This window comes from Streptomyces sp. NPDC045022 (assembly GCF_056432605.1).
On the sequence record NZ_JBWKIR010000006.1, the window covers coordinates 56406 to 70275 of the forward strand.

Below are 13870 nucleotides of genomic sequence, written 5' to 3' on the forward strand. Positions count from 1 at the left end.
CGTCGGTGAGGGATGCGGGGGTGGTCGGGTACGGGAAGGAGCCGGTGTCGGTGAGGGATGCGGGGGTGGTCGGGTACGGGAAGGAGCCGGTGTCGGTGAGGGATGCGGGGGTGGTCGGGTACGGGAAGGAGCCGGTGTCGGTCATGGGGGCGGGGGTCCCGGTGTTCACCATCGCCGGTGCCGGTGCCGGTGCCGGTGCCGCCGCCGTCGCGATCGCCGCCCCGCCGGATGTCGCCCACTGCTGCTGCCACTGTTCCGCCGCCTGCCCCACCTGCCCGACCAGCCCTGTCTGCCCCGCCTGGGCCATGGCGGGCTGACTCACCACCCGCTGCGCCCCGGTGTCCCAGGCGGTATCCGCGAGGACGGGCTGGACGGTGCGGGATGTGGCGAGCTGGGCGGTGTGCCGGGAGAGCAGATCGCGCGCCTTGGTGAGCTTGCGCCGATTGCCGGCCTTGGAGACGGCGGGGGCGGAGCGACCGGACGCGGCGGGGCCGGGCAGTGCCCCGGGCACCTGAACCGACGCTGCCTGCGCGGCGGGCAGCGCGGCGACCGGCAGCACCGCCGTCTCTCCGAAACTCCCTGCGGCCGGTTCCGCCGTACCCGGACCGGGCAGTCCGGCCATCGATCGGAGCCCGCCGGGACCGAGCGGCTCCGGTGCCGATCCGAGCGCCCCGAGAGCGGGGAACTCAGGCGCCGACATCGGCGCCGCGAGACCGAGCGGTCCCTGTGCGCCGACTGACTGCAGTCCCGCCGATCCGGGCAGCGCCAGTTCCGGCGTACTGCGGACACCCGGCTCGGCCGCTACCGATCCTGCCAACTCGCCTGCGGCGCCCGGCGCTTCGGGGCTCCATGCGCCGGGATGTGCCACGTGCCCGCTCTCCAGGGCCGCCAGGGGCCGACTCGCCGGGTCCGTCGCCGAACCGGCCGTCAGCTCGGCCACCGCGCGGCCGGCGCCCTGCTCCAACTCGGGCCGCCGTCCGGACAGGCCCGTTCCCAGGGCCGCCCGTTCACCGCCCGCAGGCCCGGGTACGTCTCGTTCCCCTCCCGGAAGAGCGAGGGCCCCTCTCTCACCGCCCGGGAGGGCGCCCCCCAACCTGTCCCGGGAGCGCGCCGACGCGGCCGGGCCGGCGGGCAGCCGGTCGGCGGGCAGGGCGGCGGGGACGATCGGGCCGAGTCTGGCGCGTGCCGCGTCGAACCACTGCCGGGCCACCTCGTCGAGCGCGGGATCCGGTTGCCCGCCCCGCGGCTTGGCCAGGGGCACGCCCCGTGAACGCCTCCGGGCCGCCATGGCCCTGGTCGCGTTGAAGTTCCCGGTCGCGTTCTCGGCCTGGTCGTAGAGGGAATCGATCCGCTGCCGCACCTCGTCGCGGCTCTCCGGCGCCATGGAAGACGTGCTCCTTCCTTGCCCTTTAGGGCAGTTGGGCCGTTGCGTCCGACCGTCGAGCACTCCGGTGCCGGACCACACGGCGGCCCGCCGGGGGTGAGCCGGGCGGCCTCGCGTCAACCTAGCCAACGTGTGTCCCTCGTGTGAAGGTTGAGGTGTGGAATGTCCGATACGTATTTGTGATGTTCGTGGTGACGTTCGACCGGGAACAGGTGGGGCTCGCGTTTTCCTGTGAGATCCCGGTGAATTCGCGATTCGGTTGAACACAGTGGCACCGTCCTCCGTATGAGGCGGGGGAACTCCATGCCCGACCCGCAATGACACACACAGGGGACGACCTTGGTACGCAACAGGCGCAGACGCCCGACCGGCGCACGACGCGCGACCTTCGCAGCGGTCGCCCTGATGCTGGGCGGAGGGGGGATCGTCGCGGCGAACGTCTATGCTTCGGCCACCGAGGGCTGGGGCGGCGGCTCGGACACGAACGCCCATGGGCGGGTCCTGTCCGGCATGGCGACGATCGACTGCCCCGACGTCGGCAGCCGGCTGACGACCGTTCCGGACGAGGCCCGAGCGGACGTCGACCGTGAACTCGCCGCGCTCGACCAGCAGACGGCGGCGGCCTACCAGCAGCTCCAGGCTTCGGGGCAGGCCGGGGGACAGGACACCGACTCCGTCGACGGCGCGATCATGAACCCGCTGAAGGAGAAGCGGACGGAGACCGTCGAGCGCATCGCCGACGCCATCGACCGCGCGGGGGAGCGCCCCGACGGCCTCGACGACCTGGCCGAGTGCACCCTGCGCCCCGGCGGCAGCGACAACGGCGGTCAGGCCACGGCCACTCCCGGTGACGGAGCCCAGCAAGGCGGCGACAGCCAGGGCGGCGCGGGTCAGGCGCCGGCAGGCGCGGGCCAGGGTGGGAACGGACCCGTCGTCTCCGACTACACGGACATCACCTCCGTCCAGCCCGAACTGCCGAACCCGCCCCAGCAGGCCGACGCCTCGCGCGGCACCTTCACCTCTGACTGCGGCGTCAACGCGAACGGCCTGTTCAACTCGGACAACGTCATCGTCGCTCCCGGCGTCTCCAACGGCGCGCACCACTTCCACGACTACGTCGGCAACCAGGGCAACAGTGCCTTCGCCAGCGACGAGGACCTGGCGAACGCCGGCACGAGCTGTGTCGACAAGGGTGACAAGTCCACGTACTACTGGCCGGTGCTGCGCCTGCAGAACGGCACCCAGGAACGGGACGCCGGAGCCCCGGGAGGCGGCACGGAGGGCAACGCGGGCCAGATCGTCACGCCGAAGCAGGTGACGCTGACGTTCGTGGGCAACCCGCGCGAGAAGGTCACCGCCATGCCCCGCCTGCTGCGCATCATCACCGGTGACGCCAAGGCCTTCGTCAACGGCCCAGGCAACGCCAACGCGTCCTGGAGCTGCACCGGTTTCGAGGACCGGCAGCTGAAGGACAAGTACCCGCTGTGCCCTCCTGGCAGCGACGTCGTACGCACTTTCCGGTTCCAGAGCTGCTGGGACGGCCGCAACATCGACAGCGCCAACCACCGCACCCACGTGGCTTTCGCGGCCGCCGACGGTTCCTGCCCGGCGGGCTTCCGTCCCGTCCCGCAGCTCGTGCAGCGCATCGTCTACGACGTCGACGCACCGAGTGTGCAGGACGGCGGCCGTACCGTGCCGCTGTTCGCGGTGGACTCCTTCCCGGAGCAGCTGCACAAGCCCGTGACCGACCACGGCGACTTCATCAACGTCTTCGACGACGGCCTGATGCGGGAGATGGTCGACTGCATCAACTCCGGACACAACTGCGGCCCCGACGGCAACGGGAACGGCAGTGGCGACGGCGGGAGCGGCAACGGCGGTAGCGGCAGCGGCAACGGCGGTAGCGGCAACGACGGTGGTGCGACCGCTACGCCGACGGAGAGCTCGGGCACCGGTGTGAGCGCCGCGCCCACGGCCGGTTCCGGCGGCGGTGCGACGCAGACCCCGGGCGGCGGTGCCACCACCGGTCCGGGCGCGAGCGCCACGTCCGCCCCGGCACCGTCGGCCTCCCCTCGGAGTGAGGCACCGAGGACCGACCCGACGACCGAGCCGCCCCGTACGACCAAGCGCGACGCCGGCGGCAAGGCCACGCCGGTCAGCTCCGCCAAGCCCGGTTCAGGGCCCGCCCGTTCGGCAGCGCCGGCTCGGTCGGCGCCATCCCCGTCCGCACCCGCCGCGTCGGCACCCGCCGCCTCCGCATCCAACGGGTCCGCGTCGGCCCCGGCCGCCGCGGCCGGACACACCCCGCCCGCGGCCGCGCAACCGCAACCCCAGGCGACACAGGGGGGACTCGCCGAGACGGGTGCCCACCTCTGGCCCGCGGCCATCGGCACGCTGCTCGCCATGTCAGGCCTGCTCATGCTGCTCCGGGCCAGGCGCCTCCGCTACTGACCAGCACACCCCCACACCCCACACCCCCACACCCCCACACCCCCACACCCCGTCCCACCGCTCCCGGCGACTGACGCCGGCCCCCGAACCGGCTTCCCGCGCGGCGGCCCGCCTCCATGAGGCGTGGTCGCCGCGTGTCGTTCGCGGGGGCGCAGCGGCTCGACCGGAGGTGGCCTCACCGGCTTTCGCGAAAAGCCCTTGTGGGAGCGCTCCCAAAGGGTCGAGGATGCCGGCATGTCCTCCCAGCATCCGAGCCCCGCGATCCGGCCCTACCGCCTCACCGACCGCGATGCCGTGGCCGACGTCTGCGTCCGCACCGCGCACAATGGCGGCGACTCCCGGGCGATCCACCCCGACCGGCGCCTCATGCCGTCGATCTTCGCCGAGCCGTACTGTCACTTCGACCCGGACCTCGCCTTCGTGCTGGACGACGGCACGGGCCGGGCCGTGGGGTACATCGTCGGCACCGCCGACACCGAGCGCTTCGTCAAGGACTTCCGGCGGACCTGGATCCCCCGGCTGGCCGGCCGTTACCCGGAACCCGCCGCGCCGCCCCGTACGCCCAGCGAGGAGATGATCCGCCTCCTGCACCACCCGGAACGGATGCTCGTACCCGAACTCGCCGCCTACCCCGCCCACCTGCACATCGACCTGCTGCCGCCGTGGCAGGGGCAAGGCCACGGGCGCCGGTTGCTGCACACCTTCCTGGACGCCCTGCACCAACAGGGCGTCCAGGCCGCCCACCTCGGCATGGTCACCGTGAACACCGCCGCCCGAGCCTTCTACGACCGGCTGGGCTTCCACGAGATCCCGGTCGCGGACGCCGGCCCCCTCACGTACCTCGGCCGGCCAACGACCGCCGACTGAGCCAGGCGTCGACTGAGTCCGGCGTCGACTGAGCCGGATGTCGACTGAGCGAGGCGCGGGCGGCGGCCCTCAGGCCAGCCTGAGCGTCTGCTTGGCGAGGTCGTAGGCGGGCCGCATCGCCTCGTGCTCCTCGGTGTCCATGCCGCCGAGGTGCAGGACGACCGGGCCGTCGGGAGTGCTGACCGCGAAGGCGCTCTCCTTCTTCGTCTCGTCCAGGAGCTTGCTCGTGTAGAGGTACTCCACCTCCACGCCGGGCAGGCCGCCGCCGGTCTTGAAGGCGTGGTACCTCGCCTTGCTGACGTTGTCCTCGGCGGCGACGAACTCCCGCAGCACGCTGCCCGCGTCGCCGTCGCCCGCCTTGCCGGTCCATACGCGAAGAAAGCCGATGTTGCCGGCCGGCTTGGCGTCGATCTCGCAGGCTGTGGTGACCGGCCCCTGGCGGAGGAAGGCATCGGCGAGCGCTCCGGTCAGATCGTCGTCGGAGCCCTTCGACGCCTTGGACAGCTCGGCCTCCGCGTCGACCGCCTTGGCCTTCCAGTCCTTGGCGATGGCGAAACTGACGGGCAGTTCGCAGGCGGAACCGGCCGCGCCGATCGTGCCACCGCGGGCGGTCGTCTCCGCCGGCTTCGACGCGCTGGACGCGCTCGACGTGCTCGGGCTCCCCTTGCCGCCCGGCCCGCTCGACTCGGAGCACCCGCTGAGTGCCGTCACCAACAGCGTCGTGCCCACTGCGACGCCCACCGCTGTGCTGCGCATGATCCCCACCTTGACCTGCACCTTCATCTCCCCATTGGTCCGGCCGGACACTGTAACCGAGGGGGCGGGCAACGAGCGGGGGAATAAGGGCCGGACTCCTTGCTGACAAGGATTCAATATTGCCCAACCGTGACCTCCCGTCGGCTACCGCCGGTAACTTACTCGAAAGTAAGGTCCCTGCCAGTCGCTTCGGAGCCCCCTGCCCCACCACGCCGCCCAGGAGGTCCACCATGCCCGTACGCACCCGTGTGCCCGCCCTCGCGATCGCCGTCGCCGCCTGCCTCGGCGCGCAGACCGCCGCCACGCTCCCCGCCACCGCCTCGGACACCGTGGCGTCCCGCGGCGTCACCATCCCCGCCTTCTACACCCCGCCCACCACGCTGCCCGCCGCCGACGGCACCGTGGTCCGCAGCGAGCGCCTGCCGTTGGCGCTGAGCCTGCCGGGCCTCGACGGCCCCCTGCCCGGCCGGGCCACCCGGCTGATGTACAAGTCGACCGACTCCACCGGACAGCCGGTCGCGGTGACCGGCGCCTACGTCGAGCCGACCGCCTCCTGGAAACACGGCGGACCGCGCCCCCTGGTCGCGGTGGCCCCCGGCACCATGGGGCAGGGCGACCAGTGCGCCGCCTCACTCGGTCTGGAACATCCTCTGAGACTCAACGGCCGCACGGTGTCCGTCGGTTACGAGGACCTGGCGATCTACCGGCTGCTCTCCGAGGGCGTGGCCGTCGTCGTCACCGACTACGCCGGACTCGGCGCGACGGACCGGCTGCACACCTACGTCAACCGCCTCGACGGCGCCCACGCGGTGCTGGACGCGGTGCGCGCGGCCCGGAACCTGGAGGGTGCCTCGGTGACCGCGGCCTCACCCGTCGGACTGTACGGCTACAGCCAGGGCGGCGGTGCGACCGCGGCCGCCGCCGAACTCCAGCCGTCCTACGCCCCCGACGTCACCCTGGCCGGCACGTACTCCGGTGCGCCGCCCGCCGATCTGACCGAGGTGACCAAGGCGATCGACGGCAGCGATCTGGCCGGCGCCCTCGGCTGGGCCGTCAACGGCTTCCTGCAGTCCGACCCGGCACTGAAGCCGATCGCCGAGCGGCACCTGAACCCGGCGGGCAAGGCGGCGCTGGCCGACCTGGCCACGATGTGCGTCGGCGACGCGATCCGGTCCTACAATTCCGCGCACAGCACGGCCTGGACGACCGACGGCTCCACTCTCAGCGACGTCATCAGGGCCGAACCCGCCCTGCGGGACTTTCTCGACCGGCAGCGCATCGGCACCGGCAAGCCGGCGAGCCCGGTACGCGTGGCGACCGGCATCAACGACGACCTCGTCCCGCACGCACAGGCCCGCCGGCTGGCCGTCGACTGGTGCCGCAAGGGCGCCCAGGTCACCTATGTGCCGGTGGCCGCACCGCAGTTGGGCCGGGCCCTGCTGAACCACGTCGCGCCGCTGCTGACCGACCAGGGCGACGTCATCGGCTGGCTCACCGACCGGCTCGCCGGCAGGCCCGCCGGTTCCACCTGCCGGTCTCTGCCCCTCCAGCCCTGACCGGCCTCACCCCGCGTCGCGCCCGCAGTGCAGGAACAGGTGCGGCTCGGGTACGGCGTCGGGGTGGGCCGGTGCGAACACGGCGTGCTCCTCGGCCAGCACCGACAGGCCCGCCCCGGTCACCAGCTCCGTGAACGCCCCGGCGGCGAAGCTGGTCACCCGCACCGGCTGCCCCATGAACACCCCCGCGACGTCCTCCACGTCGAGGGGCACGGTGGCCAGCGCGACCAGCCCGCCGGGCCGTACCGCCCGCGCCAGCCTCGCCACGACGTCGGCCTGTTCGGCGCGGGACATCTGCAGCAGCGAGAAGTACCCGCACACGGCGTCGAACGAGGCCTCGCTCAGCGGCACCTCACGAATGTCGGCGAGCCGGAACTCGGCCCCGGGCACCTGCCGGCCGGCCAGCTCCACCATGACCGGCGAGACATCGACGCCCAGCACCCGGTGCCCGGCCTCGGTGAGGGACTGCGCGGTCGGCCGTCCCGTCCCGCTGCCCACGTCCAGCACCCGGCTGCCCGGCGGCAGCCGCTCCAGGAGCCACCGCAGCGACGCCCGGTGCGGCTCGGACGCGGCGAACGCCTCCTCGTAGGCGAGCCCCAGCGCGTCGAACACCACAGCGGCCGGTGCCCGGCCGTCGTCCTCGCCCACCCTGTCTCCCTCCGTCGCCGCGTGCGTGCTGCCGGGCATCGTCCTACCCCGGACCGGTGCCCGCGACGCCCTGTCGTGCCCGTCGTTTGCGAGCGGTGGCAGACGCACGGCAGGGTGCGGGCTGTGCCTACCTTGCTGATCGTCCATCACACCCCGTCGCCCAACTGCCAGACCCTGTTCGAGGCCGTCGTGTCCGGCGCCACGGCACCGGAGATCGAGGGCGTCCGCGTCGTCCGGCGGGCGGCCCTGTCCGCCACGGCCTCCGACGTCCTCGAAGCCGACGGCTACCTGCTCGGCACCCCGGCGAACCTCGGCTACATGTCCGGCGCGCTGAAACACTTCTTCGACCAGATCTACTACCCCTGCCTGGACGCGACCCGGGGCCGCCCCTTCGGCTACTACGTCCACGGCGGCAACGACGTCACCGGCGCCGTCCGCGCCATCGAGGCCGTCACCACCGGCCTCGGCTGGCGCCGCGCGGCCGAGCCGGTGACCGTCACCGGCGAGCCCGGCAAGCCCGGCACGGAGGCCTGCTGGGAACTCGGCGCCACGGTCGCCGCGGGGCTGATGACCGACGGGTGAGGACGGGGGCACAGGGCGCGCGGCCACCGTAGTCCTCACCGGGCTGGTCCCGGCCCGGTGACAGCGGATCACGGCCCCCGGACAGCGAAACACGGCCCCCGGACAGCTGATCACAGCCCCCGTGCACACCGGGGCCGGTGACGCGGACGTCGCACAGGTCGGCCACCGGTGCGGTGGGCCGGCCGGCACGTCCACCTGTGCGGGGGCCGGCGGCACGTCCACGTGGCGACACCGCGCGGCCTCCACTCGATCACGACTACACCGGGCCCTCCCACGAGTTCCCGTCGTGCCACCTGCTCCGCGAGTACATCGAGCACCTGCGCACGGTCGTCCCCGAGACCCGCGAGGCCGTCGACGACGCACTCACCCCCTACCGGGGCCCATCGTGCGTACCCAGGCCTACCGGCTCAAGGACCGCGCCAACCCGCCCGAGGGCTACCCCTTCCTCACCCTGCCCACCACCTCCGTGCCCACCACGGCAGGCCCGGTCGTCGTACCGGTGCGGTACTACGACTCCCTCCTGCGCCGCCCACCTGTGCTTCCCCGTCGGCATGGACGCCGCCAGGGGCTTGCTGCCCCACGTCACCTGGCTGACACCGAGCCGGCTGGGCCGGCGGGCGCTCGCGATGCTGTCGCTGTACGAACACCGCTGCACCACGATCGGCCCCTACACCGAGATAGCCCTGTCCGTCCTGGTGGACGACCTGTGGCGGCCGCGCCCGTACGACGTCGCCACCGACCTGCTGCGCCGCGTCGACCTGCGCCGCACCGGGCGGTACGTCCTCTCCCCCCGCGGTCACCAGCGAGGAGGCCCGGGCGGTCGCCCAGGAGATCTGGGGCCAGCCCGCGATGCGGATGACCGCCGAGGCCGACCTGACGGGCCGGGGGATCGCCGCCCGCTCCCGGGACCTCGGGCTGGCCGTCGGGGGCCGTCCCGGACCGGGCGTCCGCTGCCCCGAGGCCGACTGGGTCCTCTACGGCCGCCGCGGCCAGAGCACCGTACGCACCCTGGTCCGGGCCCATGGCCGACCGCGGCTGCATGCCGGCGCCGGGGTCAGGGTACGGCTGGACACCGCGGCGGTCGAACCCCTCGCCGGGCAGCTGCGCCGACTTCGCATCGACGCCACCCGTCCCCTGTTCGTCCTGACCTGCCCCCGGTTCATGTCCACCGCAGCGCCGGAGCCGTCCTGCCGTGCTGAAGTCCCGCATCCGCCCAGCCGATTGGGAGCCGCCATGGTGACCGAGTCCCCCCGAGCGACCGTGACCGCGACCGGGATCGCGACGGCGACCACGGGTGAGGCCGACGATCTCCTCGCACACGTGGGCACCTTGCGCGCCGACGCCGATCCCATGGACGGCTACGCCCGCCGGCTGCTCGCCACCGCGGCCACGCTGAGGGGCTGCCCGACGGCACCCGAGTGGGGCCCGCCCGCCCTGGAGCAGCAGGCCGCGGCCTGCACCACGGCGGCGCGGTAACTCCGCACCACCGCCAAGATGTTGCTCACGCACACACGAGCAGGGTACTGAGCCCGACGAGCGTTCAGCGCCGACCACCGGGGACTGAGCCCACCCCGGTTCAGCTACGCGCCGGTGCACCGGCGCAACGGCCGTGCCCGGACACCCCGCGCCACGCCGCCGGCGCGCCACCGCGCGGGAGGCATGCTCCTCTACCGGGCCTTCCACGACCGCGGACCTCGAACATGTCCTGGCATCGGGCATCTATGCTGCGACCTGAGGCCACCGTCTGATCTTCTGTCTCCGCAGCGCAATGATCACCAGGGGCCGCCCCCCCGTTCCCGCACCAGCCCCGGCCAGCAAGACCACGATCTGGGGCGGAGCCAGCTGTGGAGTTGAACCGGCCCGATGGACATGTCTTCCCGAGAGATCCGCATCCCCCTCGACAAGGCCGTCGCGGTTTTGCTGGACCTGGAGGAGTTCGTGGTTTCCCTCGACCGACTCGGATCCCGCATGGCGGGCGGAGACGCCGACGAGTACACCGTCGGCAAATTCGTCGGCGACTGGGATGTCGCGCGGCGACTGGCCCGCGCCCGAGGCGTCCTCAGTCTCGCGCTGGATGAGGAACTCAGCTCGGACGAGAGACTCGAGTTCGAGGACCTGTGCGAGCAGGGCCGCTTCTACACGGACGACGTCGGCTACGCCTCCCCGGACCAGTCCAAGTCCAGCTGACACGGCGAGCGCGTCAGGCCGGAGGTGGCGCTAGTGGCTCTGCTCGAATCGCTGGCCGGGTAGCGGACCTCTCCGGGTTTTCCGATGTGGCCGGACGCTGCGGAGAAATTCGGCGACGGTTCTCGCGGGTCGTGCCAGTGTGAGGGTGTGGCAACAATCGAGTTGGCAGATGTGTTCGCGGCCGGACGCCGCGGTGGGGGTGGGAGTCTCTATGCGTATCGGGTGCGCGGGCTCGGCCGCAGCGCGGTAGTTCTGTGGATCGGTGGCGGGGGTGACGAACCCGATCAGGTGCTGGCGTTGCCAGAAGCTGATCGCTGGCAGGTGCCGGTGTTCATGACTGTTCGGCAGGCGCGGAAGTATGTAAGCCGGCGGGGGCGGAGGCTGGCGACTTCTGAGGTCGACACGCTGGAGCTCGCCCGTGTCCAGCATTGGCTGGAGGACCCGGTGCGCCGGCGCGTCCCCCCAGGTGCGGTGTTGGAGGCGTGGAACTTCTTCGAGGATCTGGCCCGAGGACTCGGCGGGGTCCACTGGCTGCCCCAGCAGGGAGCGGTGCATAGCAGCGCCTACGGGAAGCTGTTCGGAGGCGAGTGCGTCGCATGGACTCCCGACGAGCAACGCGCGGTACTGGAACTGATCACGGCCGGGGTGGAGCTGTGGATCTCCTGCCCAGTGATCGTAAAGCCCCGCTGGAGCATCGTCTTGCACAGTGGGCGAGGCGCCCCCCGGGGTTTGTGATCCGTGCGTCGGCCGGCTCGTGGGCTGCGCGAGCTGGGCCATCTGCCGGCCGACGCGCCGACGACGCTGCGGCTGCTGGGCCGGGTCACCACTGCGCCCCGCCGGTCGGCCCGCTCGACCACCGACTCCTCGAAGTCCAGGGACTCCAGGTCAGCCTCACCGGAACACAGGAGAAGCTCGCGCAGCTCGACGCCAGGCAGGACAGAAGGTCATCGAAGGCATTCCTCGGAGTCCCGTCGTTCGACCAGATCGGCACTCGCGATCTCGACGCTTCCGCTAGCAGCCAGGCAGACCGTGCTGGAGACCTTCCATCGGCTTGGCACGACAGGCGAGGGCATTGAGCGGTTCCGGATGGTCGCGCTGGACATCCCGCCGACGGCGGACCTTCCCCGGATCCGCAGGTTGCTGGAACACGGCGAAGTCGAGGAATGGTGGCACTGGGAGGAAGGGTGCGTCACCGCGGCCTGGACAGCTACGGCCTCGGACTAGGGCCAGGACAGCCGAGGTTTGATCAAGCCCTCGGTCGGCTCGCGGGGCAGCCGGTCGGGGACAAGAAGGGTGATGAGCACGGCTCCGGGTCCATTGGGCAGTCCTCCGGAGATATCACCCGCTCACACCACCTGCAGACCAAATCAGCTCGCGCACCAACCGCGTTGAGGCGCCTCGCGGCATCCACCGCGGCCTCGAACCATGTCCGATCCACAAGCGTCGTCGGAGCGGCTTCAAGCAGCTGCTTGGTTCGCCACGCGCTCAGCCCGGTCACTGACCGAATCGCCCGGACAAGGTCGAGCCCTCGGCCTCCGCTCGAGGCCAACAGCACGTCGAACTCTGGTTCCTCCACCATCCCCCCCATCGGATGCAACCACACCGTCTGGTGGGAAGACCCCACCACGGGGTGTCGGATCATGCTGCCGGGATCCACTCTGAGGCATCAACTTCAATAGTTCAGAGAAGCCTGCGTCCGCTGCTCTCTCCTCCGTCCCGATCCTGCCCAGCGTGACCGACTGGTGGAGATTCGTGGGCCCTCTCGCCGACGGCGTGCTTACTCCGGTCGCCGCGTCCAGGCCGGCGTCGTACACAGGTGTCATGAGCCAGGACAGCGACCAGGTTTTTTTTCACCCCGGTGAGATTGTGCCGATCTCCGGGATCCACGAGTGCGACTGCGGGCAGCGTCACGAGTACAGCACCGATGTCAACAGCACCGATGTCAAAGGCCACCGGTTCCCGCCTCTGCGCAATGGCGGCAGCGGCAGCGGCTGGAAGCTCAAAGCCGCTTCCCACCCCGACAGCTGATGCCGGCCGTCGGCGCCAACACCGTGGCTGCTCGGCTGGGTGATTGCCACCGGCGGGTCAGAGCCGGTCCGGTGAGTGCATCGCCTGGCCGTGTGTGGAGCCATTCAGTGAGACAGGGGGCAACAGTCATGCCGGGTCCGGAGGCGAGTGGCCCTCTTGCAGGACCGCGAAGAAGATAACTCGGGGCAGCCGATGAGAAGGGTCCAGTCATGCCGGTGTCGTGTCAGAGCGTTACGGGGCGGATCCGGACGCGCCGACGGAGATCGCGCAGCGCATGGCCCGGACACTTCCCGCTCGGCTCGCCGACAAGGCGGGTCAGGGGCGACGGTTCGACGTCGAGGTGGTCAGTGAGCCCTTCACCGCAGGGACCGAGGACCCGCACCGCGCCGGCGGCGACCTCATGGACCTGGCGATGCTGACCCGGGCCCTGAAGAACCACAACGGCCGCGGCCTCGGCCGCACCGTCGCCGCGACCGCCGCGGTCACCACCATCACGGCCACGGACCTCTACGCGGCCGTGACCCGCACCCGTAGGAGCGCCCTCATGGAACTGACCGCGACCACCACCGTGGGCAAACCTCCGGACGAGGTCCACAGCCTCTGCTCCGAGACCGACCGGCCGCACGCCCTGCGCCAGGCCATCCTGTCCTGCCGGAGCGGCGGCGTGGTGTCGGTCATCGGCGTCTACGGCGGGCTGATCGACAAGTTCCCGGCGGGTGCCTGGATGAACAGGTCCCTGACCCTGCGCACCGGGCAGTGCCATGTGCAGAAATACATGAAGCCCCTGCTGGGCCTGATCGAGCAGGGCAGGATCGACCCCACCCGGGTCATCACCCACCGGCTGCCCCTGACCGAGGCACCGACCGGCTACGACCTGTTCAAGAACAAGAAGGACCGCTGCGAGAAGGTCGTCCTCACGCCGTGAGGCCGCGCCGATGAACTTTGTCTTGCGCGGGCCCGGCTTCTGCTTCTGCCTGTGGAGGGGCGGCGTCGCCGCACGCGGTCAGCCGCGGCGGCGAAGCAGGCCACGGCGCTGCCTGCCCGCCTCTTGGCCGTGGTCCTCCTCTGGCTGCGGCGGTGCGGCGGCCTGGAGGCGGGCGGCTTCGACGGCGGCTTCCTCGCGGGCGTCGTCGCCGGCGTGACAGCTGCCGGACACGCGGGATCAGGACCCGCAGCGAGGAGAACATCGCCGGTGGCCTTGGCGGAACGAGCTCAGGGTCATCGGGTTCGAGATGACCTTGCCGACCACGCCGAGCTCGGCAAGGTCCTTGGTGTGACGCCTCTTACTGACGGCCGTCAGCCCGCGACCGGTCATCCGTCACCACCCGCACGTGAGGGGGTGAGCTGGACCTTCTCCGCAGAGGACGAGGAGCGGCTCCGACCTCTCCTGCAATCCCCTTCTTGTCCAGCC

At 71.6% G+C, this 13870-nt stretch carries 13 protein-coding genes and 1 pseudogene; 10 read left to right on the top strand and 4 right to left on the bottom strand.

What is annotated here, in order from left to right; genetic code table 11:
- Positions 1 to 1384, bottom strand: a 1384-nt coding sequence (locus tag AC07C1_RS13215) for a hypothetical protein (RefSeq protein WP_478938779.1), incomplete at its 3' end; no start/stop codon positions are given.
- Positions 1385 to 1789: 405 nt separating this feature from the next.
- Here AC07C1_RS13215 and AC07C1_RS13220 point away from each other — a divergent pair.
- Together AC07C1_RS13220 and AC07C1_RS13225 are read left to right on the top strand one after the other, a co-directional pair.
- Positions 1790 to 3835, top strand: coding sequence for a DUF1996 domain-containing protein (locus AC07C1_RS13220; RefSeq protein WP_478939019.1), 2046 nt, complete (start codon positions 1790 to 1792; stop codon positions 3833 to 3835).
- Positions 3836 to 4069: 234 nt separating this feature from the next.
- The gene (locus AC07C1_RS13225) at positions 4070 to 4702 is read left to right on the top strand and encodes a GNAT family N-acetyltransferase (RefSeq protein WP_478938780.1); all 633 of its coding nucleotides are present in this window, start codon (positions 4070 to 4072) and stop codon (positions 4700 to 4702) included.
- Positions 4703 to 4771: 69 nt separating this feature from the next.
- Here AC07C1_RS13225 and AC07C1_RS13230 read toward each other — a convergent pair whose 3' ends face one another.
- A complete protein-coding gene (locus AC07C1_RS13230; protein ID WP_478938781.1) occupies positions 4772 to 5458 on the bottom strand; it encodes a lipoprotein in 687 nt (228 codons plus the stop codon).
- Positions 5459 to 5688: 230 nt separating this feature from the next.
- Here AC07C1_RS13230 and AC07C1_RS13235 point away from each other — a divergent pair, with 230 nt between their 5' ends.
- On the top strand, positions 5689 to 7014 hold the full coding sequence (locus AC07C1_RS13235; RefSeq protein WP_478938782.1) for a lipase family protein: 1326 nt from the start codon (positions 5689 to 5691) through the stop codon (positions 7012 to 7014).
- A 6-nt stretch (positions 7015 to 7020) separates the two neighbouring features.
- Here the strand turns inward: AC07C1_RS13235 and AC07C1_RS13240 are convergent, their stop codons facing one another.
- A complete protein-coding gene (locus tag AC07C1_RS13240) occupies positions 7021 to 7701 on the bottom strand; it encodes a class I SAM-dependent methyltransferase (RefSeq protein WP_478938783.1) in 681 nt (226 codons plus the stop codon).
- Between the two features lie 84 nt (positions 7702 to 7785).
- Between AC07C1_RS13240 and AC07C1_RS13245 the strand changes: the two genes are divergently transcribed.
- The 5 genes from AC07C1_RS13245 (at position 7786) to AC07C1_RS13265 (ending at position 11655) form a co-directional block, all read left to right on the top strand.
- Entirely contained in the window at positions 7786 to 8244 is a 459-nt protein-coding gene (locus AC07C1_RS13245; protein ID WP_478938784.1) for a flavodoxin family protein, read from the top strand.
- 849 nt (positions 8245 to 9093) lie between these two features.
- Positions 9094 to 9720 (top strand): hypothetical protein, encoded by a 627-nt coding sequence (locus tag AC07C1_RS13250; protein WP_478938785.1) that lies wholly within the window; start codon positions 9094 to 9096, stop codon positions 9718 to 9720.
- Between the two features lie 387 nt (positions 9721 to 10107).
- Positions 10108 to 10431 (top strand): hypothetical protein, encoded by a 324-nt coding sequence (locus AC07C1_RS13255; protein ID WP_478938786.1) that lies wholly within the window; start codon positions 10108 to 10110, stop codon positions 10429 to 10431.
- A 147-nt stretch (positions 10432 to 10578) separates the two neighbouring features.
- Positions 10579 to 11166 carry a hypothetical protein gene (locus AC07C1_RS13260; RefSeq protein ID WP_478938787.1) on the top strand — a complete coding sequence of 196 codons (588 nt, stop codon included), beginning with the start codon at positions 10579 to 10581 and terminating at the stop codon, positions 11164 to 11166.
- 3 nt (positions 11167 to 11169) lie between these two features.
- Positions 11170 to 11655, top strand: a complete 486-nt coding sequence (locus AC07C1_RS13265) for a DUF4265 domain-containing protein (RefSeq protein ID WP_478938788.1) — start codon at positions 11170 to 11172, stop codon at positions 11653 to 11655.
- A gap of 22 nt (positions 11656 to 11677) precedes the next feature.
- Here AC07C1_RS13265 and AC07C1_RS13270 read toward each other — a convergent pair whose 3' ends face one another.
- Positions 11678 to 12073 carry a ribosomal protein L7/L12 gene (locus AC07C1_RS13270; RefSeq protein WP_478938789.1) on the bottom strand — a complete coding sequence of 132 codons (396 nt, stop codon included), beginning with the start codon at positions 12071 to 12073 and terminating at the stop codon, positions 11678 to 11680.
- A 179-nt stretch (positions 12074 to 12252) separates the two neighbouring features.
- Between AC07C1_RS13270 and AC07C1_RS13275 the strand changes: the two genes are divergently transcribed.
- Positions 12253 to 12459, top strand: coding sequence for a hypothetical protein (locus tag AC07C1_RS13275; protein ID WP_478938790.1), 207 nt, complete (start codon positions 12253 to 12255; stop codon positions 12457 to 12459).
- A gap of 274 nt (positions 12460 to 12733) precedes the next feature.
- Positions 12734 to 13078, top strand: a pseudogene (locus AC07C1_RS13280) (hypothetical protein); the annotation flags it as partial.
- Between the last annotated feature and the right edge of the window lie 792 nt (positions 13079 to 13870).

Bases quoted from the DNA above. Each gene is read 5' to 3' on its own strand.
- AC07C1_RS13220 (WP_478939019.1), top strand. From the start codon at position 1,790: ATGCTGGGCGGAGGGGGGATCGTCGCGGCGAACGTCTATGCTTCGGCC.
- AC07C1_RS13225 (WP_478938780.1), top strand. From the start codon at position 4,070: ATGTCCTCCCAGCATCCGAGCCCCGCGATCCGGCCCTACCGCCTCACC.
- AC07C1_RS13230 (WP_478938781.1), bottom strand. From the start codon at position 5,458: ATGCGCAGCACAGCGGTGGGCGTCGCAGTGGGCACGACGCTGTTGGTG.
- AC07C1_RS13235 (WP_478938782.1), top strand. From the start codon at position 5,689: ATGCCCGTACGCACCCGTGTGCCCGCCCTCGCGATCGCCGTCGCCGCC.
- AC07C1_RS13240 (WP_478938783.1), bottom strand. From the start codon at position 7,701: ATGCCCGGCAGCACGCACGCGGCGACGGAGGGAGACAGGGTGGGCGAG.
- AC07C1_RS13250 (WP_478938785.1), top strand. From the start codon at position 9,094: ATGCGGATGACCGCCGAGGCCGACCTGACGGGCCGGGGGATCGCCGCC.
- AC07C1_RS13255 (WP_478938786.1), top strand. From the start codon at position 10,108: ATGGACATGTCTTCCCGAGAGATCCGCATCCCCCTCGACAAGGCCGTC.
- AC07C1_RS13270 (WP_478938789.1), bottom strand. From the start codon at position 12,073: ATGATCCGACACCCCGTGGTGGGGTCTTCCCACCAGACGGTGTGGTTG.
- AC07C1_RS13275 (WP_478938790.1), top strand. From the start codon at position 12,253: ATGAGCCAGGACAGCGACCAGGTTTTTTTTCACCCCGGTGAGATTGTG.